A 24555-nucleotide genomic window follows, 5' to 3' on the forward strand; every position below is an offset into this window, starting at 1 on the left:
CCCGAAGGTTCAGGGGAGGCGATGGGCGGGTCAGCGGTCCAGTTGGTCCACGGCTTCCTGCAGTTCCTTGCGGGACTCGGCAAGCTTGTCCTTGCGCTTGTTGATTTTTTCCGCGTCGCCTTTGGCTTTGGCCTTCTTCAGGTCCTTCTCGCGTTGCGCCACTTCATGGCGCGCATCGAGCACCTTCTGTTCGCGCTCTTTGCGCAGGCTGGCATCATTGCAGTTCTCAACCCCGCGCAGGGCTTCCTCCAGGCCCGCGACCTGAGCATCGTTACCGTGATCGCGGGCAATTTTCAGCTGATTCTCGATGGCGCTGCGCTTGGCGGCGCAGCCGGTCAGGCCTTCGTCCGGTTGAGCGGCCTGTACGGCGGTGGCCGCAAGGCCAAGTGTTGCCAGCAGGACGAGGGTGTGAACGCGTTTCATGAGGGCCTCCTTGACGGGGCGGGGCAGCAAAAGTTGGGGGAAATCCTGCCTTGGTTTTGCGGATTTATAAACCCTTGTTGGTTTTTCTAGCCCAGACAAAGATTTTTCCTACATGTTTTTAGGGGGTTCTTTGTTGAGCGGACCCGTCACCGATCATGAAACCGCGAATACCCGCCGCGCTCAGTCGAGCGGCTATGGTTTGCAGTTCATCGTCCACGAAAAAGGCGGCGAGCTGCTTCGATCGGGTGTCACCGATGCCTGGCAAGGCTTGCCAGTCCCTGGCGGACCTACCCGCCAGCGTTTCCCAATCGCCATCAAGTGCCAGGTTGCCCGGTGCGGGTATGCCGAGGCCGCGCAGCCAATGGGCAAAGGGGCGTGATCGGCCAGCTTCGAAGCTGTGCTTGAGCTGGCGGGCGCTGGCATGGCTGATGCCCGGAACTTCGGTCAATTGCTCCGAATCCAGCGTCAGCCAATCCGTCAAAGTGCGTACCTTGCCGCCCTGGACCAGGCGGCGCCAGGTGCCGGGGCCTACACCAGGCATGGCCAGCCCATGCTTGCCACTGAGCCAGGTGAGCCTGGCGATGAATTGCTCTTCGCAATCGTGGCTTGCTTGCCAGCAGCTTCTGGTGTGATACCGATCGGGCGTGGGGGATGCCACGGGTTGCCGCGCCAGGGCGCGGTGCACCACCTGCTCGAAGCGTGGAATGGTCAGCCCTGCCAGGCTGATCGCTACCTGGTCTCCCGGGCGTACGTCGAGTGCCTGCCAGCGAGCCAGTGAGCCCAGACTTACCTGGCTGATCATCCGGTCATCCAGGCGTATGGGCTGCAGTTGCAGCACAGGAGTGACCTTGCCCGTGCGCCCGACACGAAAGCGTACTTCGCGAACCGAGGCCAGCGCTTGCGAGTAGGGGTACTTCCATGCGGCGATCCAGTATGGCGCCTTGGCTTGCCAGCGCTCGGCGGGCGGTCGGTTGTCCTGGCGCAGAATGATGCCGTCGGTAGCGAAGGGCAGAGGGGTGCGGTACCAGTGTTGCCTCCAGTGGACGGCATCGCTCGCTTGAACGATGGCCTTGCTGAAGCGTTGGCTGTCCGGAAACCCCAGCGCAGCCAACTGCGCCATGCGTTCGACCTGGGTGGACGGCCCATGAGGCCAGTCCCACACGAACAATCCGATGCTGGCGCCTTGTTCGGGTGAAAGCTGCTGACGCGCCAGCAGCCCTGCGACGGTCCCTCGGGCATTCATGCCACCGGCCTTGGCCTGAACGTGCTCTTCGAGGCGGTGGTACAGCTCTCCCTGCAGCACCAGGTCGATGGTTTGGGGTAGCTGCCGGGTGATCGACCCCAGATGAGGGATGTGGCGGCTCCAGTCATGGCCGTGGATGCCATCGCCCCGGCTCAGCAGACGGACCAGTCGACCTTGCCGGTAGACCAGCGAGACGGCGACCCCGTCGACCTTGGGTTGTACCCAAACGTCCGTCTTCCCAGTCAGCCAGCGTTCGGCCTCGGTGTTGTCGCTCAACTTGTCGACGCCGGTGTGGGGGACCGGGTGCGGGATCGGCCCTCGTGCACTTGCCAGGGGATTTGCGTGACCGGCGAGGCCGAAGCAGGTTTCCAGGTGTTTCAGGCGCAGGCGGCTCTGGTCGTAGATGTCGTCGGCGACTTCGGCCTTGCCCAGGCGATGGTAATGGTCATCCCAGCCGGCCAGGGTGGCGCGTAGCTGGGCGATTTCGGCCTTGGCTTGTGAGAGTGGCCAGTCATGGCATGGCGCGGCGAAGGCCCCGCAGGCTTGGAACAGCAACAGCGAGAGCAGCAAGCGTTTGAGTGGCATGGCCAGCATCCTTGCATGGCGGGTGGAGCCCTCAGCCTAGGCAAGTACGGGGTCCGCTGCGGTGAACAGTTGTCAGTGCATATGTCATGAAAAAGCCCCTGCCGATCACTCGGCAGGGGCTTTCATTCACCGCTGTAGGAAAATTACAGCCCGGCAGCGTCACGCAGCGACTGGGCGCGGTCGGTACGCTCCCAGGTGAAGGTGGTGAAGGTGTCGTCGCCGACAGTCTTCTGCTGCGGGGTACGGCCGAAGTGACCGTAGGCGGCGGTTTCCTGGTACATCGGGTGCAGCAGGTCGAGCATCTTGGTGATCGCGTATGGACGCAGGTCGAAGCACTCGCGCACCAGCTGGATGATCTTGTCGTCGGAGACCTTGCCGGTACCGAAGGTGTTGATCGAGATGGAGGTTGGCTGGGCTACGCCGATGGCATAGGACACCTGGATCTCGCAGCGCTCGGCCAGGCCGGCGGCAACGATGTTCTTGGCCACGTAGCGGCCAGCATAGGCGGCGGAGCGGTCGACCTTGGACGGGTCCTTGCCGGAGAACGCGCCACCACCGTGACGGGCCATGCCGCCGTAGGAGTCGACGATGATCTTGCGACCGGTCAGGCCGCAGTCGCCCACCGGGCCACCGATGATGAAGTTACCGGTCGGGTTGATGTGGTACTGGGTGCCTTTGTGCAGCAGCTCGGCCGGCAGGGTGTGCTTGACGATCAGCTCCATCACCGCTTCCTGCAGGTCTTTCTGCGAAACCTCAGGGTTGTGTTGGGTCGACAGCACCACGGCGTCGATGCCGACTACCTTGCCGTTCTCGTAGCGGCAGGTGACCTGCGACTTGGCGTCCGGGCGGAGCCATGGCAGCAGGCCGGACTTGCGCGCTTCAGCCTGGCGCTCGACCAGGCGGTGCGAGAAGCAGATCGGTGCCGGCATCAGTACTTCGGTTTCGTTGCTGGCATAGCCGAACATCAGGCCCTGGTCGCCAGCGCCCTGGTCTTCAGGCTTGGAGCGGTCAACGCCTTGGGCGATGTCCACCGACTGCTTGCCGATGATGTTCATCACGGCGCAGGTGGCGCCGTCGAAGCCGACGTCGGAGCTGTTGTAGCCGATGTCGATGATGACTTTGCGCACCAGGTCTTCCAGGTCGACCCAGGCAGACGTGGTGACTTCGCCGGCGATGATGGCGACACCGGTCTTGACCAGGGTTTCACAGGCTACGCGAGCGTACTTGTCCTGGGCGATGATGGCGTCCAGGACCGCGTCGGAAATCTGGTCGGCGATCTTGTCCGGATGCCCTTCGGACACGGACTCGGAGGTGAAAAGGGAATATTCGCTCATCTCGACGGGTTCCTAAAATTTACCGATGGTGAGTGTCGCCAGCCGTCCGCTGGAAATGTCGGACCTGAATCTGGAAACCGTTACGCAAGCCTACATAGAGGCTGTCCCCGGGTGTCAGCCCGGCAGCATGGGCCCAGCGGGCCAGGTCGTCCTGCTCGAAACCTAGCCAGAGGTCGCCGCAGGCTTCCCGCGCCCAACTCTGGTCATGGCTGCACAGCTCGGTGACCAGCAGGCTGCCGCCGGCCTTCACCCGTTTGGCCAACTGGCACAAGGCCTGGGCCGGGTCGCTGAAATGGTGCAGGACCATGTTCAGCACAACGCAGTCGGCTTCCACATCCGTTGCACCCAGTGCATCGGCCAACTGCAGATTTACATTACCCAGGCCTTGGCGTTCGCAGACCTGGCGGGCCAGCTCGAGCATGGTCGGGCTGTTGTCCATGGCGGTGACCTGAGTGAAGCGCTGGGCCAGGTCTGGCAGGAAACCGCCGTCCCCTGGGCCGACTTCCAGGGCCGTGGCCGTGGGCGTGAAACTGAGATTGTCCAGCAGTGCCAACAGGCTTTCGCGGTACTGGGGCAGCCCCGCGATCAGGTCTTGCTGGGCGCGGAATTTTTCTTCCACCCGCAGGAAGAAGTCCTGGCTGGTGGCGGCGCGGCGTTGTTGCACCTGCGCGATTCGGGCCAGCACGTCTTCTGGCAGGGCCAGGTCGTCGACTTCTTCGAGCAGCGCCGCATGCAGTCGGCCGCCTGGGCGAAGGCCGTCGGGCAAGGCGCGGCGGTAGAAAATGGCATTGCCTTCGCGACGGGTGGCCACCAGTTCAGCCTGGGCCAGCACTTTCAGGTGATGGCTCATGCCCGACTGGCCGATGTCGAAAATCTGTGCCAGCTCCAGCACCCCGAACGAGTCGCTGGCCAGTGCGCGCAGGACATTCAGGCGCAGCGCGTCGCCACTGGCCTTGCACAGGGCGGCCAGGGTGTCGCTTCGCTGAATGGAAATGGGCTGCGCACGTAGGTTCATGACGCGGCAGTCTAGACAGGCAGGGCTACCCCCGCAATAGCAATATCAAAAAGTTTTGATATTGGGTGATGAGCGGAGCACGCACCCAGCACCACGTGAGCCTGCGCAAGCGGGTTTACCCGTGATCAATCCACCGCCGCTCCCTGTGTTTCCCCCGAATTGGAGGCCAATCACAGGAAAAATGCCCGACTGCGACCATCCGTCATTGCCCCCGAGCCCGCCTGTGGGCGAAAATGGCCGCCTTTTTTCGTTTCACTACCTATTCAAGCCCCAGGAGATTAGCGATGCCCAGCCGTCGTGAGCGTGCCAACGCCATTCGTGCCCTCAGCATGGATGCCGTGCAAAAGGCCAACAGCGGCCACCCAGGTGCCCCCATGGGCATGGCGGATATCGCCGAAGTGCTTTGGCGCGATTACCTGAAGCACAACCCGAGCAACCCGAAATTCGCCGACCGCGACCGCTTCGTGCTGTCCAACGGCCACGGCTCGATGCTGATCTACTCGCTGCTGCACCTGACCGGCTACGACGTCACCATCGATGACCTCAAAGGCTTCCGCCAGTTGCACAGCCGCACCCCGGGCCACCCCGAATATGGCTACACCCCAGGCGTCGAGACCACCACTGGCCCACTCGGCCAAGGTATCGCCAACGCCGTGGGCTTCGCCCTGGCCGAAAAGGTCCTGGCAGCCCAGTTCAACCGTGAAGGCCACAACATCGTAGACCACCACACCTACGTGTTCCTGGGCGATGGCTGCATGATGGAAGGTATTTCCCATGAAGTCGCCTCGCTGGCCGGCACCCTGGGCCTGAACAAGCTGATCGCCTTCTATGACGACAACGGCATTTCCATCGACGGCGAAGTGCACGGCTGGTTCACCGACAATACCCCGGCACGTTTCGAAGCGTACAACTGGCAGGTGATCCGCAACGTCGACGGCCATGACGCCGACGAAATCAAGACGGCCATCGAGACCGCTCGCAAGAGCGACCGTCCGACCCTGATCTGCTGCAAGACCATCATCGGCTTCGGCTCGCCGAACAAGCAGGGTAAAGAGGATTGCCACGGTGCCCCGCTGGGCAACGATGAGATCGCCCTTGCCCGCAAGGAACTGAATTGGAACCACGGCCCCTTCGAAATCCCTGCCGACATCTATGCCGAGTGGGATGCCAAGGCCGCTGGCGCCAAGGCAGAAGCCGACTGGAACCAGCGTTTCGACGCCTACGCCAAGGCCTACCCGGAACTGGCGGCCGAGTTCAAGCGCCGCGAGAGCGGTGAGCTGCCGGCTGACTTCTCCGAGAAAGCCCAGGCCTACATCAACGAAGTGGCTGCCAAGGGCGAAACCATCGCCAGCCGTAAAGCCAGCCAGAATGCCCTGAACGCATTCGGCCCGCTGCTGCCGGAGTTCCTGGGCGGTTCGGCCGACCTGGCCGGCTCCAACCTGACCCTGTGGAAAGGTTGCAAGGGCGTCGAAGCCAACGATGCCAGCGGCAACTACGTGTTCTACGGTGTGCGCGAATTCGGCATGACCGCCATCATGAACGGCGTTGCCCTGCACGGCGGCCTGGTACCTTACGGCGCGACCTTCCTGATGTTCATGGAATACGCCCGCAACGCCGTGCGCATGTCGGCACTGATGAAGCAGCGCGTCATCCACGTCTATACCCACGACTCCATCGGTCTGGGCGAAGACGGCCCGACCCACCAGCCGATCGAACAACTGACCAGCCTGCGCAGCACCCCGAACCTCGACACCTGGCGCCCGGCCGACGCGGTCGAATCCGCCGTGTCCTGGAAAGCTGCCCTGGAGCGCAAGGATGGCCCATCGGCGCTGATCTTCTCGCGTCAGAACCTGCAGCATCAGGACCGCGACGCCGACCAGATCGCCAACATCGCCCGTGGCGGCTACGTGCTGAAGGACTGCGCCGGCGAGCCTGAACTGATCCTGATCGCTACCGGTTCGGAAGTCGGCCTGGCCACCCAGGCACACGCCAAGCTCACCGAGCAAGGCCGCAAGGTTCGCGTCGTCTCGATGCCGTGCACCAGCGTGTTCGATGCCCAGGACGCGGCTTACAAGCAGTCCGTGCTGCCGGTCGAAGTCGGTGCGCGTATCGCCATCGAAGCCGCCCATGCTGACTTCTGGTACAAGTACGTCGGCCTGGAAGGTCGTATCATCGGCATGACCACCTACGGCGAGTCGGCTCCGGCCAGCGCGCTGTTCGAAGAGTTCGGCTTCACCCTGGACAACATCCTGGGTACCGCCGAAGAGCTGCTGGAAGACTGATACAGGCGTAAGGCGAGGGCATAGCCCTCGTTTCGCGACACAAGGCCGCTCCCACAAGGTTACTGCACGTGCGGTCCCTGTGGGAGCGGCCTTGCGTCGCGATGGGCCGCAACGCGGCCCCAACCGCCATCATGCGTTAGCGAGCCAACGAATGTCCCACCTGCGTCCCTACAAAGTTGCACTCAACGGTTACGGCCGCATCGGCCGCTGTGTCCTGCGCGCACTGTTCGAACGTGGGGCAACGGCCGGTTTCGAGATCGTTGCGCTCAATGACCTGGCCGACCAGGCCAGCGTCGAATACCTGACTCGTTTCGACTCCACCCACGGGCGCTTCCCCGGCGAGGTGAAGGTCGATGGCGACTGTCTGCATATCAATGGCGACTGCGTGAAGGTAATGCGCAGCGCCACGCCGGAAGGCGTCGACTGGGCGGCACTGGGCATCGACCTGGTGCTGGAGTGCTCCGGCGCCTACCACACCCGTGCCGATGGCCAGCGTTTCCTGGATGCCGGCGCGCCACGGGTATTGTTCTCTCAACCGATGGCCAGCGAGGCGGACGTGGATGCCACGGTGGTCTATGGCATCAACCAAGACTGCCTGAGCGGCAATGAACGCCTGGTGTCCAACGCCTCCTGCACCACCAACTGCGGCGTGCCTCTGCTGCGGGTGCTGGACCAGGCTTTCGGCATCGAGTACGTGCAGATCACCACCATTCACTCGGCGATGAACGACCAGCCAGTGATCGACGCCTATCACCACGAAGACCTGCGCCGCACGCGCTCTGCCTTCCAGTCGGTGATACCGGTGTCCACCGGTCTTGCTCGTGGTATCGAACGCCTGCTTCCGGAACTTGCCGGACGAATTCAGGCCAAAGCGGTACGCGTGCCGACCGTGAACGTGTCGTGCCTGGACATCACCCTGCAGACCGCCCGCGACACCAGCGCGGCCGAGGTCAACCGGGTGCTGCGAGAGGCGGCGCTGGATGGCCCGCTGAAAGGCTTGCTGGCCTATACCGAGCTGCCGCACGCCAGCTGTGACTTTAACCATGACCCGCATTCGGCCATCGTCGATGCCAGCCAGACCCGTGTTTCAGGCCCACGCCTGGTCAACCTGCTGGCATGGTTCGACAACGAATGGGGGTTCGCCAACCGTATGCTCGACGTAGCCGAACATTTTCTGCACGTCGTACACCCAACCCGCACCAAACAGCCCTGAAGGACTGCATTCATGACCGTGTTGAAGATGACCGACCTCGACCTGCAAGGTAAGCGCGTTTTGATCCGCGAAGACCTCAACGTCCCTGTGAAGGACGGTGTGGTAGCCAGCGACGCGCGTATCCTGGCAGCGCTGCCGACCATCAAGCTGGCCCTGGAAAAGGGCGCGGCGGTAATGGTTTGCTCGCACCTGGGCCGCCCGACCGAGGGTGAGTTCTCTGCCGAGAACAGCCTCAAGCCAGTTGCCGACTACCTGAGCAAGGCGCTGGGCCGCGAAGTGCCGCTGGTGGCCGACTACCTGGACGGCGTCGAGGTCAAGGCGGGTGATCTGGTGCTGTTCGAGAACGTACGCTTCAACAAGGGCGAGAAGAAGAACGCCGACGAGCTGGCGCAGAAGTACGCCGCCCTGTGCGATGTGTTTGTCATGGACGCCTTCGGGACTGCCCACCGCGCCGAAGGCTCGACCCACGGTGTCGCCAAGTTCGCCAAGGTCGCCGCTGCCGGCCCGCTGCTGGCTGCCGAGCTGGATGCCCTGGGCAAGGCCCTGAAGGCCCCGGCCAAACCGATGGCGGCCATCGTTGCCGGCTCCAAGGTGTCCACCAAGCTGGACGTGCTGAACAGCCTCAGCGCGGTCTGCGACCAACTGATCGTCGGTGGTGGCATCGCCAACACCTTCCTCGCTGCCGCAGGTCACCCGGTTGGCAAGTCGCTTTACGAGCCGGACCTGGTCGATACCGCCAAGGCCATCGCCGCCAAGGTCAGCGTTCCGCTGCCCGTGGACGTGGTGGTTGCCAAGGCGTTCGCCGAGAGCGCTGAAGCCACCGTCAAGGCCATCGCCGACGTGGCTGCCGACGACATGATCCTGGATATCGGCCCACAGACCGCTGCCAACTTCGCCGAGCTACTGAAGTCGTCCAAGACCATCCTGTGGAACGGCCCGGTTGGCGTGTTCGAGTTCGACCAGTTCGGTAACGGCACCAAGGTACTGGCCAAGGCCATCGCCGACAGCGCCGCCTTCTCCATCGCAGGTGGCGGTGACACCCTGGCGGCCATCGACAAATATGGCGTTGGCGCCGATATCTCCTACATTTCTACCGGTGGCGGTGCGTTCCTCGAATTCGTCGAGGGCAAGGTCCTGCCTGCCGTGGCAATCCTGGAAGAACGGGCCAAGGCCTGATAGAGAAGGCGCCTGGCAAAGGGAGCGACCGGATGGTCAAGCAATTGCCTGTGATGATCCTTGCCGGACTGCTGGGCGCATGCTCCAGCAGCCCGTCCTCGGATGCCGAAGGCCCGCAACCGCCCAAAGGCGGTTGCTACCAGTCTGAATGGCAGGCCGAGACCGTGCCGGTGATCAACAAGCGCCTGGGGCCGACCGGCCTGGAAAAGTACGACGACGAGCATCAGCGCAAAGCGCCCGGCTGCCCTTGATCGGGTGGCAGGCAACCTGACGGGTATTTCGTGGTCTGCGTGATGAGGAGCCGGCTTGCCGGCGATGGGCTGCAATGCAGCTTCAAGCGGAGTAATTTGATGAAAGCGCTGCTGGCCTCGATGGCCCTGGCGACACTGGCAGGATGCTCACTGCTGCAACCGGCGCAGCCCGCGCCGACGGACAACTGGACCCGTTGGGTCTGCGACACCCAGACCGAAGTCCTGTGGCGTTTCGCTGATGCGAAACGGGATGAAGTCGACGTACGCCTTGGCGGCGGTGACCAGGTCTACCGGCTCAAGTCCGAACCGGGTGCTTCCGGCGCGCTGTACAGCGATGGCGTGCTGGCCTTCCACACCAAGGGCGAAGAAGGCCTGGTGTACTGGGTGGCGACGAACGATCTGATTGGGCGGGGCTGCAAGGCACCGTGACTGGCCGGGCCGCGCTGGCGGCCCACACTACTTGAACAGCAACCGCCCCTGCGGCAGGCTTGCACGAAACAAACGACGCTTGTCGGGAGAGAGATACACAATGGCACTCATTAGCATGCGCCAGATGCTGGACCACGCCGCCGAGTTCGGTTACGGCGTTCCGGCTTTCAACGTCAACAACCTCGAGCAGATGCGCGCCATCATGGAAGCGGCCGACAAGACCGACTCCCCGGTGATCGTCCAGGCCTCGGCCGGCGCCCGCAAATATGCCGGTGCCCCTTTCCTGCGCCACCTGATCCTGGCGGCCATCGAAGAATTCCCGCACATTCCGGTGTGCATGCACCAGGACCACGGCACCAGCCCTGACGTCTGCCAGCGCTCCATCCAGCTGGGCTTCAGCTCGGTCATGATGGACGGTTCGCTCAAGGAAGACGGCAAGACTCCGTCCGACTACGAGTACAACGTTCGCGTCACCCAGCAGACCGTGGCATTCGCCCACGCCTGCGGTGTATCGGTAGAAGGCGAGCTGGGTTGCCTGGGCAGCCTGGAAACCGGCCAGGCCGGTGAAGAGGACGGTGTGGGCGCCGAAGGCATCCTGGACCACAGCCAGATGCTGACCGACCCGGAAGAAGCCGCTGACTTCGTCAAGAAGACCCAGGTCGATGCCCTGGCCATCGCCATCGGTACCAGCCACGGTGCCTACAAGTTCACCAAGCCGCCAACCGGCGACATCCTGGCCATCGACCGCATCAAGGAAATCCACAAGCGCATCCCGAACACCCACCTGGTGATGCACGGCTCCTCCTCGGTACCTCAGGAGTGGCTGAAAGTGATCAACGAGTACGGCGGTGACATCAAGGAAACCTACGGCGTGCCGGTCGAAGAAATCGTCGAAGGCATCAAGTACGGTGTACGCAAGGTCAACATCGACACCGACCTGCGCCTGGCTTCCACGGGTGCCATCCGTCGCTACATGGCTCAGCACCCGAGCGAGTTCGACCCACGCAAGTTCTTCGCCGAAACCGTGAAGGCCATGCGTGACGTGTGCATCGCCCGTTACGAAGCCTTCGGCACTGCGGGCAATGCCTCGAAGATCAAACCGATCTCCCTGGAAGGCATGTTCCAACGTTATGCCAAGGGTGAGCTGGCCGCCAAGGTCAACTGATTCGGCTGCTGCGTAACCCGAAAAGCCCGCATTCGATATGCGGGCTTTTTGTTTGTGCAAGGCTTGACCGGCTTCCCAGGCCTTGCTCGACTTTTTGCTGGTGGCGGGTTGACCGTTAGTCGGCTACCGTCCTAGTTGATGGCGCTTAGCCATTCCTTGCATTGCGCGTTTGGTCATCAAGGCTAGAGTTCATAATCGGATCCAATTGGATTCGAAGGCAGTCTTACAAGAGAAGCAGCATGGATGGCGCTCATACTCAATTGCCGGATGGCAACTCGGTTTTACTGGTTGTAGACGACTACCCGGAAAACCTCATCAGCATGCGGGCGCTCTTGGCCCGCAAGGATTGGCAGGTGTTGACGGCGAGCTCGGGGATGGAAGCCCTTAGCGCGTTGCTCGAGCACGATGTCGATTTGGTGCTGCTGGACGTTCAGATGCCGGAAATGGACGGCTTCGAAGTCGCCCGCCTGATGCGCGGCAGTCAGCGCACGCGGCTGACGCCGATCATTTTCCTGACGGCCAACGAGCAGTCCGACGAAGCCGTGCTCAAGGGGTACGCCAGCGGCGCCGTGGACTACATGTTCAAGCCGTTCGACCCGCAGATACTCAAGCCCAAGGTCCAGGCTTTGCTCGACCAGCAGAGTAACCGGCGCATGCTCCAGCGCCTGACCCGGGAGCTGGAGGCTGCCAGGGCGTTCAATGCCTCGATTCTGGAGAATGCCGCCGAGGGCATTCTAGTGGTGGATGCTACAGGCATCATCAGTTTCGCCAACCCGGCTATCTCGAGGCTGTTGCAGGCGCCGGTCGAGCAATTGCAGGGCGTGTCCGTACTGGACTTGGTGCAACTGCCCAATGTCAGCCTGTGGGTCGATTCAGAGTTCTACCAGGCCTACCTGGCACGGCGGATTTTTCGTGTGCATGACGCCCAGCTGCGTACCCAGGCCGGTCAGTTGGTACCGGTGGCGCTGTCGTGCGCGCCACTGCCCGCCGAGCAGCAGGCCATGGTAGTGACGGTGCTGGACATGTCGGTGGTGCGCAACCTGCATCAGCAGCTCGAATATCAAGCCGTGACCGACCCCCTCACGGGCCTGCTCAATCGTCGCGGCTTCTATCAGGCGGCCGACGCGGTGCTGATGCGTAACGAACACTCGGACAAGTGCCAGGCGCTCATGTACATGGATCTGGACGGGTTCAAGCGCATCAATGACTCCCTGGGTCACGACGCCGGTGATCGTGTGCTGCGTTGGGTCGGCGAGCAGCTCAAGGACTGCTTGGGTAATGAAGCCCTGCTGGCACGCATGGGGGGCGATGAATTCACCGCGCTGTTCGACGGGCTACCGTATCCGGAACAGGCCGGGCGTTTTGCCGAGCGACTGCTCGAGCGGATGTCCAGCTGCCAGCATATAGATGATCTGGACCTGAACCTGGGGGTCAGCATCGGGATCGCCACGTACCCGGACTGCGGTGCCAGCGTCGAAGGCCTGCTGCGGGCCGCCGATGTGGCGATGTATGCAGCCAAGCGAGCCGGACGTCAGCAATACCGCTTCTATGATCAGGAGCTCAACGGCCGAGCACGTTCGAGGCTGATGCTCGAAGACGGTGTCCGCGCTGCCATCGAGGAACGCGCCTTCACCCTGGTGTATCAGCCCCAGGTCAGTTTCGCCGACGGTCACCTGCGTGGTTTCGAGGCATTGTTGCGCTGGCAGCACCCTAGTGTCGGCGATGTGCCGCCGGGGCTGTTCATTCCATTGCTGGAAGAGGCCCGGTTGATCAACCGCCTGGCCAGTTGGATCTATCGTCAGGGCGTGTCCCAGCGCCGGGCCTGGCGTGAACACTTCGCGCCGGACGTGGTACTGGGTATCAGCCTCAGTCGCGCACAGTTTTCCATGCCCAGCCTGGTGGACGAACTGCAGCGGGTAATCAACGAACAAGGGCTGAGCCCGTCGCAGTTGGAGGTCGAGGTCGCGGAGACTTCGCTGATGTACAACATCGACGAGGCGGTCAAGCAGGTCAATCGTTTGCGTGAGCTGGGTGTTCGGGTAGCCCTGGACGACTTTGGCGCAGGCGATTGTTCGCTGCGCATGCTGCGCGACCTGCCAATAGATACCTTGAAGATCGACCGTCATCTGGTTGCACGACTGCCGGACTCCGCGGTTGATGCAGCCCTGGTGCGCAGCGTGATCGCCTTGTGCGCGGACTACGCCATCACGGTCATCGCCGAAGGCGTTGAAACCCCGGCCCAGGCAGCTTGGCTCAAAGCCAACGGTTGTGCGTACGTGCAGGGTTTCATCGTCGCCCACCCGATGACGGCAGCGGATGCCGGGCGCTTCCCGACAATTTTCCCCTGGCCGAGGCTATGATTGGCTAAACTCGCCCTTCGTTCCGCCATACCCTGTGCCATGACCGCATTACGCTACTTGCAAGCCTACCCGCCGCACCTGCAGGCGCAGGTGCGCCAGATGATCGACAGCAACCGCCTGGGCGATTACCTGCAACGCCGTTACCCTGAACGTCACGACATTCAGAGCGACAAGGCGTTGTACGGTTATGCCCAGGATTTGCGTCAGCAGTACCTGCGCAGTGCGCCGAGCCTGGACAAGGTGTTGTTCGATAATCGTCTGGACCTCACCCACCGTGCGTTGGGGCTGAACACGGCGGTGTCGAGGATCCAGGGCGGCAAGCTCAAGGCAAAGAAGGAAATCCGCATTGCCTCGCTGTTCAAGGAGGCTGCGCCACAGTTCCTGCGCATGATCGTGGTGCATGAGCTGGCCCATCTGCGGGAGCGGGAGCACAACAAGGCGTTCTACCAGCTCTGTCAGCACATGGAGCCGGACTATCACCAACTGGAATTCGACCTGCGCGTCTACCTGACCTATCGGGAGCTGCAGGGCAATTGTTAAGGACCAAGCGGCATGGATGTGAGCAAGACCAAGAGCAGTTTCTATCGTCGTCTGTATGTGGCCTGGCTGATCGATAGTCAGACAGCCACCAGCGTACCGGCGCTGATGGAGGCCACCGGTATGCCACGGCGCACGGCGCAAGACACCATTGCCGCGCTGGCCGACCTGGATATCGTCTGCGAGTTCGAGCAACAGGAAGGTGCGCGCAACCATGCCGGGCATTACCGCATCCATGACTGGGGGGCCATCGACAAGCAGTGGATCATCCAGCACCTGCGGCAGATCCGTGAAGTCTTGGGGTACCCTTGACCGCTGTGGCGCGAGCCCCCTTGAACAGCGCAAGGCCGTCCTCCAGATCGCATCCATACGCCAGGAATTTGCAGATGTCCGCTAATCGGCAGGCTCTATCCCCTCGTTTCAGTAATTACGCCGCCATGGCCGATGGCGTTGCTACCCTGCTGTTCCCCCATGCCGAAGTCGTGGTTCACGACCTGCGCAGCCAGACCGTGGTGCATATCGCCAACAACATCTCCAAGCGCCAGCTGGGGGATGATTCGGCGCTGGATGACCTGCCCGCCGAACTGGACCCCTCGGCGCCCCTGGGGCCCTACGAAAAGCTCAATTGGAATGGCCAGAAGATCCGCTCCATCAGCAGCGTGATGGTCGATGAGTCCGGTCAGCCGGAAGCGCTGCTGTGCATCAATTTCAACATCTCGGTGCTCGAGCAGGCCAAGCAGGCGCTGGACCTGTTCTTCCAGGCCAGCCGCTTGCTGCCACAGCCAGAAGCACTGTTCCGCGACGATTGGCAGGAGCGGATCAATACCTTCCTGCACGCCTGGCTCGCGGACAAGGGGTTGAGCCTCGGCAGCCTCGACCGTGACCACAAGCGTGAGCTGGTGCAGGCCCTGCATGGACAAGGGGCTTTTCGTGGCAAGAGTGCCTATGACTACGTGGCCAATGTCCTGGGCATGGGGCGGGCGACGGTCTACAAGTATGTGAAGCTCATGCGGGAAGCGTGAAGGCAGGTCTCCAGCGACAGGCGATGCTTGCTGTTTGTAGATAAATATTCTACGGTGGACGAATATTCTATTCGTGGCGGCACTGTGGCCGCCTTTCACCCCGGAGAACCCGTCCATGGAAATCAACGATGCCGAGCTCGACGCGCTGTTTCTGTCGATCTTCCAGGCTCATCAGGCGCTACGCCCGCAGGTACCCGTCACCCCGTTGCTCCCCAGTGCTGGGTTGTCCGCGCTGACCGGCTGTAACGTTCTTCTGAAGTGCGAGCACTTGCAGTGCACGGGGTCGTTCAAATTCAGGGGGGCCAGTAACAAGCTGCGGCTGTTGGATGCTCAGCAGCGTCACCTCGGGGTAATCGCCGCGTCCTCGGGCAACCATGGCCAAGGCCTGGCGCTGGCTGGCCAATTGCTGGGGGTGCCCGTCACGGTCTACGCCAGCAGCGAGGCATCGCCGGTGAAGATCGACGCCATGCGCGCGCTGGGTGCCAATGTCCAATTGCTGGATTGCGACCCGCTTGAGGTCGAGCTCGAGGCAGGACGCCGGGCAAGGCAGCAAGGCAAGCCGTTCGTCTCGCCGTACAACGATCTGGAGGTCATCGCCGGGCAGGGCACCATCGGCATGGAATTGCTGGAGCAGCATTTCGACCTGGATGCAGTGTTCGTTGCCGTCGGTGGCGGGGGGATGATTTCCGGCATCGCTGCCGCGCTGCATAAACTCAAGCCGTCGGTGGAGGTGATCGGTTGCTGGCCGGTCAATGCGCCGACGCTGCAGCGCTCGCTGGTAGCGGGACGGATCATCGAGGTCGAAGAAACCGACACGCTCTCGGACGGCACCGCAGGCGGAGTCGAACCCGACAGCATCACTTTCGGCCTATGCCAGCGGCTGCTGGACAGGACCGTGCTGGTCAGCGAGCGTGAAATCAAGGACGCAATGCGCGATGTCGCCTCCCATGAACGCTGGATCATCGAAGGCGCGGCAGCGGTCGCTCTGGCGGGCATGAAGCAATTGGCCAAAGACTATCAAGGCAAGAATGTCGCGGTGGTGCTGTGCGGGCGCAACATCCAACTGGAGCAATACCTGGAGGCGATCGCATGAACGTCTTCGACAGGCACCGCATCGAACAACATCTTGACCTGGGCGTGGCCGAGCGTTGGCTCGAAGAGGGTTTCATCGCCTATTCCCAGGGAAAGGTCCAGGCACCCCCGGTCCAGACCTTCGTTTTTGCCCAGTCCAATGGTGACTGTTGCATCAAGTCGGCCTACGTGGAAGGCAGCGAGACCTTTACCGTCAAAGTGTCCACCGGCTTCTACGACAACCCTGCACGAGGATTGGAGAGCAATGACGGCTTGATGCTGGTGCTCTGTGCCCGAACCGGTCAGCCGCTGGCGTTGCTGGCGGACCAAGGTTGGCTGACCGGCATGCGTACAGCATTGGCCGGGCGGATCGTCGCGCGGCGGATGGCACCCGCGAAGGTCGAGGCGATCGGGATTCTTGGGACTGGAACCCAGGCGCGAATGCAACTGGCGCAACTCATGCCCGTTACCACGTGCCGCGAGGTGAGTGTGTGGGGGCGCAGCGATGCGGGGCTGGCTGCCTACCGGGATTACGCCCAGGCACTGGGGTTCGACGTGCGGGTGGAACGTGAGCCCAAGGCGGTCGCCGAAGCGGCCAACCTGATCGTCTGCACCACCCCGTCTCGTGAGGCCTTGCTGCAACGTGAATGGATACGGCCCGGTACGCACATCACTGCGTTGGGCGCCGACACGTCCGGCAAGCAAGAACTCGACCCAAGGCTGGTAGCCAGTGCCGACCGCATCGTGGTCGACTCGATCCGCCAGTGCAGTCAATATGGCGAGGTGTCCCACGCCTTGCAGGCTGGCTTGATGAGCCCGGCCAGGCTAGTGGAAATCGGGACTGTGCTCGCCGGTGACGCCATCGCTCGCGAAGATGAGGGGCAATTGACCGTGGCGGACCTGACCGGTGTCGCGGTTCAGGATGCGCAGATCGCGCGCTGTGCCTTCGAGTCGCTGCGTGGCTGAGAATCAGGCCTCGCAATGAGGCCTGAACATTACGCCCAGTCATGGCGGCATATCGTAGACCAAAATAGAGGCTATTTGACATCATTGCCCGCTATCGCTTACCTCTCCCGATGTGTAACCTGCAAGTCCTGTAGTTGCGAAGACCGCCTTCAATAGCGTGAGCCCTCTACTACAAAAGGACTTGAGCATGCGGCCACTGCTGTGCGTTCTGGGGTTACTGGGAGTGTTGCTGGCCATGCCTGCCGTGGGCCAGGAGAAGTTGCGGCTGGTAGCCGACAACTGGCCTCCGTTCACCGACAGTGGCATGCCAGGGGGGGGATCAGCCACCCGCATCGTCACCACGGCGTTCGCCCGCGCAGGCTACGACAGCGAAGTGGAAGAGGTGCCTTGGGCGCGGGCACTGATGGGGGTCGGGGAGGGGCGCTATGACGTCCTGATCGACGCGTGGTACACCGACTCACGGACGCAGATTGGCCACTTTTCCAAAGCCTACCTGACCAACCGCATTCGTCTGCTCCAGCGTAAGGGAAGCAACGTGCGCTACCAGCGTCAGTCGGATCTGTATCCCTACAGCATTGCCGTGGTACGCGATTATGCCTATTCGCCGCAATTCGATGGCGACAGCCGTCTGAACAAGGTGACTGTACGAAACTTTTCCACTGCCTTGCGCATGCTGGCCGCAGGACGGGTTCAGCTGGCGGTGGAGGATGAGTACGTTGCCCGCTACAACCTGCAGCGTGAATCTTCGAAAGTGCGCGATGAAGTCGAGTTGGTCGAGCCACCACTGGGGGAGAACAGCCTGCACATTCTGGTCAGCCTAAAAAGGCCCGACCATCTGCAGATCGTCGATCGTTTCGAGCACGCCATCGCAGCGATGAAAGCCGATGGCAGCTATGCCCGCCTCATGCACCAGTACGGCTTCTGATCCCACCCTCTGAAACCGGCGTGCCGGCGATAGGGTGTACAGGTCAATCAGCCCGGTGCACCCTCCTTGATCAGATGCGCCGCCAGCGTTCGCAGCGGCCCCAGTTGCCGGCAGATCAATGCCAATTGGGTCTGTACCAACCGCTGTTGTTCATCCAGCTCTTCCGGCATCTGCTCCAGCGTGTTGGCCAAGGCCTCTTCGGTATCGCTATGGATCGGCACCGGCAGTCGCGCCGCCAGTCCGTTGGCGATTTCGTCCAGGCTGCTGGCCAGGCTCTGGCCGGCACCTTCGATCAACTGCTCCTGAACTTCGGTCGGCAGCGTCGTATCGCGGTGGGCACCCAGCCCGGAGAGGTAGCTGAGCAAGGTATGCGACAGCACCAGGAAACGGAAACCGACATCGGCCTCTTTGCGAAAGTGCCCAGGCTCCATCAGCATGTTGGCCAGGGTAGTGGACAGCGCCGCATCGGCGTTGTGAGCATTGCGCCGCGCCAGGCGATAGGCCAGGTCATCGCGCTTGCCATGGGCATACTGCTGCATGATCTGGCGCAGGTACGCGCTGGCGCAGGTCAGGGTGTTGGCCAGCGCCTTGTTCAGGTTACGGCCCTGCCAGTCAGGAAGGAACAGGAATACCGCGAGAATGGCGATCAGGCTACCCACCAGGGTATCGAACAGACGCGGCAGGAACAGCCCGTAACCGTCGCCGATCTGGTTGAAGCAGAACAGCACCATCAGGGTGATCGCAGCGGTGGCCAAAGTGTAGCGGGTCGTGCGGTTGACGAAGAACACCACGCCGGCGACCACGGCGAACATTGACTGGATGATCGGGCTGGGGAACAGGTCGAACAACGCCCAACCCACCGTGAGGCCGATGGCTGTGCCGATGACCCGCTGCACCAGTTTGCGCCGCGTGGCGCCGTAGTTGGGCTGGCAGACGAACAGCGTGGTAAGGATGATCCAGTAGCCCTGGGTCGGGTGAATCAGGTGCACCATGCCGTAGCCGACCGACAGTGCCAACGGCAGGCGCAGGGCATGGCGGAACAGCAACGAGGTGGGCGTAAGCTGCGTCCGCAGGCGGTTCCATACGTCCTTGAGGTTGCGTGGCGAACGGTCGAGCAGGCTGCTGTCGCTGGCGTCGGCAAGGCTGTCCGGGTTGCTTGCCGCCCCTAGAAGCCGGTCAAGGGTGGCAAGGTTGGCCGCCAGCGCACGCAATGAGCGCAGCAGCCCACGCCAGGCCGGGTTGCTCTGGATGCGCAAGTGCTCCAGTGAGGCGTTGAGGTCTTCCAGTGCTTCGGCAAAGCCAGTGTCCAGGACGAAGGGCTGGCGCAGGCGGATCGAGCGCGACAGCTCCTGGCACGCCGAACCCTGCTGGCGCAGCAGGCGCTGGCAGCGGAACATGACGTCACTGTGGAAGAACGCCTCGGCCAGGGCATTGTAGGGGTAGTGCGAGGCGCTGACCCGCTCGTGAATGTCTTGTGCCAGGAAGTACAGCTTCAGGTAGCGGCTGAGCTTGGAGTTCGGCTGGCTGTTGCCTACCCGGTGCAGAATGATTTCCTTGGCTGCGTTCAAGGCCGCTACGACCTTGCCGTTCTGCTGGGCCAGTTCCAGTCGCCGGGCCTCCACGTCGAGGTTGCGGATGGGCTCGAACAGATTGGCCTTGAGCTTAAGGTAGTGCCCCAGTTCACGGAATAACTTGGCCAGACTCTGTTGCACCGGCTGGTTGGAAAACAGTGCCTGCCACAAAACCGACAGCAGACCATACCAGGCGGCGCCTGCCACCAGCAGCAGTGGTTCGTGCCAGAAATCGGTTACCTGGCCGCCGCGCTGGTCCACGCCAATCATGGTGTAGACCGAAAGAATCAACGTTGCCGAGGCGATCGCGCCGTAGCGCTCGCCCAAGGCGCCGAGCATGGTCAGGCTGAAGGCTGCCAGGGCCAGGGCTGCGGCGAAGATCCAGGGATAGGGGAACAGCAACTCGACCGACAGGGCGGCGATGGCGAAGCACGCCAGGGTAACCGCCAGTGCGCTGAGACGGCCCTGCCAACTGTCATCGGTTTCGGCCAGGGCGCTGGCGATGATACCGAGGAACAGCGGGATCAGCAGTGCCATCTCGTCTTGATACCAGCACAGGGCCATGCTGCCGGTCAGGGCGATCGTTACCCGAATGCTGTAGCTGAACTTGTCTTGGCCCCACAAACGACGCAATGAATGGCGGAACGAGCTCGATGACATGATGGCCTTGGGCAGTGATCGAATGAATACCTTTCGAGGCCGGGCAATCGGGGCCGTTCACATCAGCCCCGGAAAACCGGCACTCCGCGCACAGACCAGCAAGAAGCGTTCCGTGCTGCTGAATGGATTCTACTCTACACGAACTGCGCCGCGGCGTTAGCAGATGCCCAAGCCCATTGGAAATTGAAGCCGCCCAGGTGCCCGGTCACGTCCAGCACTTCTCCGATGAAGTAAAGACCTGGGCTCTTGAGCGACTCCATGGTCTTGGACGACACCTCTCGGGTGTCCACGCCGCCCAGGGTTACCTCGGCGGTGCGATAACCCTCGGTGCCGGCGGGCACCAGTTGCCAGGCCGACAACTTGTCGGCGATCTGGCCAAGCTCCGCCGGGGTGTACTGCTTCATGGGCTTGGACTCGAACCACTGCTCGGCCAACAGGTTGGCCAGCTTGCGGGTGAAAACTTCACCAAGCACGGTCTTCAGTTCGGCGTTGGCGCGCTCGGTCTGCTGTTGCTGCAACCATTCCAGCGCGTCGCGATCCGGCAGCAGGTTGATCTCGACCGTGTCGCCGGCTTCCCAGAACGACGAAATCTGCAGAATTGCCGGCCCGCTCAGGCCGCGGTGAGTGAACAGCAGGTTCTCGCGGAAACGGGTGCCGTTGCAGCTGGCGGTGCAGTCCAGCGAGGTGCCCGAAAGCTCGCTGCACAATGCCTTGAGTTGGGGCTCGGTGATGGTGAATGGCACCAAGCCGGCGCGGGTCGGCAGTAGGGTATGGCCGAACTGGCGGGCCACCTGGTAACCAAAGCCGGTGGCGCCCAGTGTCGGGATCGACAGCCCGCCCGTGGCGATCACCAGCGACTGGCAGGCGAACGGGCCGGCGCTGGTCTGCAGCAGGTAACCCTGCTCGGTCTTTTCGATGTGCTCGATGCGCGTTTCCATGCGCAGTTCGGCACCCGCTTCATCGCACTCGGCCAGCAGCATGTTGAGGATGTCGCTGGACTTGTTGTCGCAGAACAGTTGGCCGAGCTTCTTCTCGTGGTAGGGCACGCCATGCTTGGCCACCAGTTCGATGAAGTCCCACTGGGTGTAGCGGGCCAGGGCCGACTTGCAGAAGTGCGGGTTCTGCGACAGGAAGTTGGACGGCTCGGTGTACATGTTGGTGAAGTTGCAGCGCCCGCCGCCGGACATGAGGATTTTCTTGCCTGGCTTGTTGGCGTGGTCGAGCAGCAACACACGGCGGCCTCGGCGGGCACTGAGCTGGGCGCACATCAGGCCGGCGGCGCCGGCGCCGAGGATGATCACATCGGTGGAATGCACGGTGTAAACCTGTCGGTATGAAACACGGAACCCTATGGCAGCGGGTTGACCCGCGAATACGGGGGTGCATTCGCTGGCGCATTCGCGGGTCAACCCGCTCCCACAGGATAGGCGTTTGGCTTTAGAGGATGCGAACCTTCAGTGAGCGTCCCTTGATCTTGCCGCTATTGAGCCGCTGCATGGCCTGCTTGGCCAGAGGACGCTCCACCGCCACGAACGCCTGGAAGTCGAAGATGGCGATCTTGCCCACCTGCTTACCCGGAATTCCGGCGTCACCCGTCAGCGCACCCAGGATATCGCCCGGGCGCAGCTTGTCCTTGCGGCCAGCCGCGATGCACAGCGTGGTCATTGGCGGAAGCAACGGCTCGCCGCCCTTGTGCTTCAGGCTGTCCAACTGGTCCCAGCGCAGCGGGCTCTTCTGCAGGGTCTCGATGGCCTGGGCGCGGTGACCTTCAGCCGGGGCCACCAGGCTGATGGCGATGCCTTTCTCGCCAGCACGGCCAGTCCGGCCGACACGGTGCACGTGGATTTCCGCGTCGCGGGCCAGTTCAACGTTGATGACCATGTCCAGGCCGTCGATATCCAGGCCTCGGGCGGCCACGTCGGTCGCCACCAGTACCGAGCTGCTGCGGTTGGCGAACATGGTTAGCACCTGATCGCGATCACGTTGCTCCAGGTCACCATGCAACGCCTGGGCGACGATGCCTTTGGCGGTGAGGTGGGCGACCACGTCTTCGCATTGTTGCTTGGTGAAGCAGAACGCCACGCAGGACTGCGGGCGATAGTGGCCCAGTACACGGGTGACCGCCTCCAGGCGCTGCTGTGGGTCGATCTCGATGAAGCGCTGCTCGATCTGGTTGTCGGCGTGCAGGCTCTCGACCTTCACTTGCTGTGGCTTGCGCATGAAATCGGCAGCCAACTGCTCGATGCCTGCCGGGTAGGTGGCGGAGAACAGCAGGGTCTGACGGCGCGACGGGGTCTTGCCGATGATGCTGGCGATGGCGTCGAAGAAGCCCATGTCGAGCATGCGGTCGGCTTCGTCCAGCACCAGGGTGTTAAGGCCGTCGAGCACCAGGGTGCCCTTGTCCAGGTGCTGCTGCACCCGGCCTGGCGTGCCGACGATGATGTGCGCACCATGCTCCAGCGAAGCGATCTGCGGGCCGAGCGAAACACCGCCACACAGGGTGAGGATCTTGATGTTGTCCTCGGCACGGGCCAGACGACGCAACTCCTTGGCCACCTGGTCGGCGAGCTCGCGGGTCGGGCATAGCACCAGGGCCTGGCAGCCGAAGTAGCGCGGGTTGATCGGGTTGAGCAGGCCAATGCCGAAGGCGGCAGTCTTGCCGCTGCCGGTCTTGGCCTGGGCGATCAGGTCCTGGCCCTTGAGAATGACCGGCAGGCTCTGGGCCTGGATCGGCGTCATCGAGGCGTAGCCGAGGGCGTCCAGGTTGGCCAGCATGGCAGCGGACAACGGCAAAGTGGCAAAGGCGGTGGTTTCGGTGGTCACGAGGCGGGCCTGCGGTGCGAAGCGAAAAATGCCGCACAGTCTACCAGCCTCGTGGCCATTCGCCCTACGAATCCATGTGGGCTTCCTGACGACGGGCACGCCTTCCGTCAGTCGGGGCCAGTTGCAGGAAGATCGCAGCGGCCAGCATGGCCATGATGCCAACCGTCAAGAACGTGAGCTGGAAGGCGCCAAGTGTCGTTTCCACGCCTTCGGCGCTGCCCGCCGCGGTGAAGCCGCCAAGCAGGGCGCCAGCGCAGGCTACGCCCAGGCTCAGCGACAATTGCGCGACCACCGACAACAAGCTGTTGCCGCTGCTGGCGCTGGCGTCGTCCAGGTCGATCAGGGTCACCGTGTTCATGGCGGTGAACTGCAACGAGTTCACCGCGCCGAGCAAGGCCAGTTGCACCAGCAGCAGGGCATAGGGCGTCTGCTCATCGACCAGGCCCAGGCTGGCCAGGAGCATGCCCAGCAGCAGCGTATTGCCGGTCAGCACGATGCGATAGCCCAGGCGCTCGATCATCGGTCTGGCGACCGACTTGGCCACCATCGCTGCGGCGGCCAACGGAATCATGCTCATGCCGGCCTGGGACGGCGAGTAGCCTAGAGCGACCTGCAGCAGCAACGGCACCAGGAAGGGCAGGGCGCCGCTACCCAGGCGTGCGAATAGGTTGCCAAGGATGCCGATGGCGAATGTACGCACGCGGAATAGGCTGGGCGAAAACAGCGGCTGTGGGTCGCGCCCGGCGCGCAGCCAGTAGGCGGCCAGGCAGGCCATGCCGGCGAACAGCAACAGCATCACCCGCAGGTGCGGCAAATGCAGCTCGCCCAGGCCCTCCATGGCGATGGTGATCAGCACCATCGCTGCGCCGAACAGGATGAAGCCGGGCGTGTCGAAGGAGGTACGCTCGGCGCCGCGCAGGTCGGGGATGAACTTCCACACCGCCAGGCAACCGATTGCCCCTACCGGCAGGTTGAGCAGGAAGATCCAGTGCCAGCTCAGGATTTCTACCAGCCAGCCGCCCAGGGTTGGGCCCAGCAGCGGGCCGAGCAGGCCGGGGATGGTGATGAAGCTCATGATCCGCACCAGCTCTGAGCGCGGATAGGCACGCAGCACCACCAACCTGCCGACCGGCAGCATCAGCGCGCCCCCCAGGCCTTGCACGACGCGGGCGAAAATCAGGAAACCCAGGCTGTTGGCGGCGGCGCACAGCAGCGAGCCGAAGCTGAACAGCAAGATGGCGCTGAAGAAAATGTGCTTGGTACCGAAACGGTCGGCGATCCAGCCCGAGGCTGGAATCAGCAAGGCCACGGTCAGCATGTAGGAGATGATCACGCCCTGCATGCGCAACGGGTCCTCCTGCAGCGAGCGGGCCATGGCCGGCAGGGCGGTGTTGAGGATGGTGCCGTCCAGGGACTGCATGAAAAAGGCGATGGCCACCACCCAGGGGATCCAGCGGGCGGTGACGGGGTCCATCGGTGCACGATCAGGCATGACGTCCTCTTT

At 62.7% G+C, this 24555-nt stretch carries 21 protein-coding genes; 13 read left to right on the forward strand and 8 right to left on the reverse strand.

Going from position 1 to position 24555, the window contains the following annotated elements; translation table 11 throughout:
- Positions 1–30 precede the first annotated feature (30 nt).
- The 4 genes from VXM67_RS04410 to VXM67_RS04425 all read right to left on the reverse strand — a co-directional run bounded on the left by VXM67_RS04410 (position 31) and on the right by VXM67_RS04425 (position 4600).
- Positions 31–423, reverse strand: a complete 393-nt coding sequence (locus VXM67_RS04410; protein WP_367237518.1) for a DUF1090 domain-containing protein — start codon at positions 421–423, stop codon at positions 31–33.
- Between the two features lie 118 nt (positions 424–541).
- Entirely contained in the window at positions 542–2251 is a 1710-nt protein-coding gene (ligB, locus tag VXM67_RS04415; protein ID WP_287167196.1) for an NAD-dependent DNA ligase LigB, read from the reverse strand.
- 143 nt (positions 2252–2394) lie between these two features.
- The gene (gene metK / locus VXM67_RS04420; RefSeq protein ID WP_023378373.1) at positions 2395–3585 is read right to left on the reverse strand and encodes a methionine adenosyltransferase; all 1191 of its coding nucleotides are present in this window, start codon (positions 3583–3585) and stop codon (positions 2395–2397) included.
- A 19-nt stretch (positions 3586–3604) separates the two neighbouring features.
- A complete protein-coding gene (locus tag VXM67_RS04425; protein ID WP_023378374.1) occupies positions 3605–4600 on the reverse strand; it encodes a metalloregulator ArsR/SmtB family transcription factor in 996 nt (331 codons plus the stop codon).
- Positions 4601–4884: 284 nt separating this feature from the next.
- Here VXM67_RS04425 and tkt point away from each other — a divergent pair, with 284 nt between their 5' ends.
- The 13 genes from tkt (at position 4885) to VXM67_RS04490 (ending at position 17997) form a co-directional block, all read left to right on the forward strand.
- Entirely contained in the window at positions 4885–6882 is a 1998-nt protein-coding gene (gene tkt / locus VXM67_RS04430; protein ID WP_023378375.1) for a transketolase, read from the forward strand.
- Between the two features lie 151 nt (positions 6883–7033).
- Positions 7034–8095, forward strand: coding sequence for an erythrose-4-phosphate dehydrogenase (gene epd, locus VXM67_RS04435; RefSeq protein WP_027907946.1), 1062 nt, complete (start codon positions 7034–7036; stop codon positions 8093–8095).
- Positions 8096–8107: 12 nt separating this feature from the next.
- Positions 8108–9271: a phosphoglycerate kinase gene (locus VXM67_RS04440; RefSeq protein ID WP_023378377.1), complete on the forward strand. Its 1164-nt coding sequence runs from the start codon at positions 8108–8110 to the stop codon at positions 9269–9271.
- 32 nt (positions 9272–9303) lie between these two features.
- On the forward strand, positions 9304–9522 hold the full coding sequence (locus VXM67_RS04445) for a hypothetical protein (RefSeq protein ID WP_023378379.1): 219 nt from the start codon (positions 9304–9306) through the stop codon (positions 9520–9522).
- Between the two features lie 99 nt (positions 9523–9621).
- Positions 9622–9951, forward strand: a complete 330-nt coding sequence (locus tag VXM67_RS04450; protein ID WP_023378381.1) for an MliC family protein — start codon at positions 9622–9624, stop codon at positions 9949–9951.
- 100 nt (positions 9952–10051) lie between these two features.
- Entirely contained in the window at positions 10052–11116 is a 1065-nt protein-coding gene (fba, locus tag VXM67_RS04455) for a class II fructose-bisphosphate aldolase (RefSeq protein WP_023378382.1), read from the forward strand.
- Between the two features lie 239 nt (positions 11117–11355).
- On the forward strand, positions 11356–13476 hold the full coding sequence (locus VXM67_RS04460) for a putative bifunctional diguanylate cyclase/phosphodiesterase (protein ID WP_367237519.1): 2121 nt from the start codon (positions 11356–11358) through the stop codon (positions 13474–13476).
- Between the two features lie 39 nt (positions 13477–13515).
- Positions 13516–14016, forward strand: coding sequence for a M48 family metallopeptidase (locus VXM67_RS04465; protein WP_023378386.1), 501 nt, complete (start codon positions 13516–13518; stop codon positions 14014–14016).
- Between the two features lie 12 nt (positions 14017–14028).
- The gene (locus VXM67_RS04470; RefSeq protein WP_023378388.1) at positions 14029–14325 is read left to right on the forward strand and encodes a helix-turn-helix domain-containing protein; all 297 of its coding nucleotides are present in this window, start codon (positions 14029–14031) and stop codon (positions 14323–14325) included.
- A gap of 74 nt (positions 14326–14399) precedes the next feature.
- A complete protein-coding gene (locus VXM67_RS04475; protein ID WP_027907947.1) occupies positions 14400–15035 on the forward strand; it encodes a PAS domain-containing protein in 636 nt (211 codons plus the stop codon).
- 115 nt (positions 15036–15150) lie between these two features.
- Complete coding sequence (locus VXM67_RS04480) at positions 15151–16128, forward strand: threonine/serine dehydratase (protein ID WP_104882252.1); 978 nt, start codon at positions 15151–15153, stop codon at positions 16126–16128.
- The gene (locus tag VXM67_RS04485) at positions 16125–17072 is read left to right on the forward strand and encodes an ornithine cyclodeaminase family protein (RefSeq protein WP_023378393.1); all 948 of its coding nucleotides are present in this window, start codon (positions 16125–16127) and stop codon (positions 17070–17072) included. Before VXM67_RS04480 ends, VXM67_RS04485 begins: the two co-directional genes overlap by 4 nt.
- Before the next feature lie 187 nt (positions 17073–17259).
- Positions 17260–17997, forward strand: a complete 738-nt coding sequence (locus tag VXM67_RS04490) for a substrate-binding periplasmic protein (RefSeq protein ID WP_367237520.1) — start codon at positions 17260–17262, stop codon at positions 17995–17997.
- Between the two features lie 47 nt (positions 17998–18044).
- Here VXM67_RS04490 and yccS read toward each other — a convergent pair whose 3' ends face one another.
- From yccS to mdtD, 4 genes are all read right to left on the reverse strand, one after another.
- Entirely contained in the window at positions 18045–20228 is a 2184-nt protein-coding gene (yccS, locus tag VXM67_RS04495; RefSeq protein ID WP_023378396.1) for a YccS family putative transporter, read from the reverse strand.
- Between the two features lie 134 nt (positions 20229–20362).
- Entirely contained in the window at positions 20363–21544 is a 1182-nt protein-coding gene (locus VXM67_RS04500; protein ID WP_023378398.1) for an NAD(P)/FAD-dependent oxidoreductase, read from the reverse strand.
- 121 nt (positions 21545–21665) lie between these two features.
- Entirely contained in the window at positions 21666–23003 is a 1338-nt protein-coding gene (gene dbpA, locus VXM67_RS04505) for an ATP-dependent RNA helicase DbpA (RefSeq protein WP_238346403.1), read from the reverse strand.
- 112 nt (positions 23004–23115) lie between these two features.
- Positions 23116–24543, reverse strand: coding sequence for a multidrug transporter subunit MdtD (mdtD, locus tag VXM67_RS04510; protein ID WP_023378401.1), 1428 nt, complete (start codon positions 24541–24543; stop codon positions 23116–23118).
- Positions 24544–24555 lie beyond the last annotated feature (12 nt).

This window comes from Pseudomonas sp. Rh2 (genome assembly GCF_040762985.1).
GTDB classification, from domain to species: Bacteria; Pseudomonadota; Gammaproteobacteria; order Pseudomonadales; family Pseudomonadaceae; genus Aquipseudomonas; species Aquipseudomonas taiwanensis.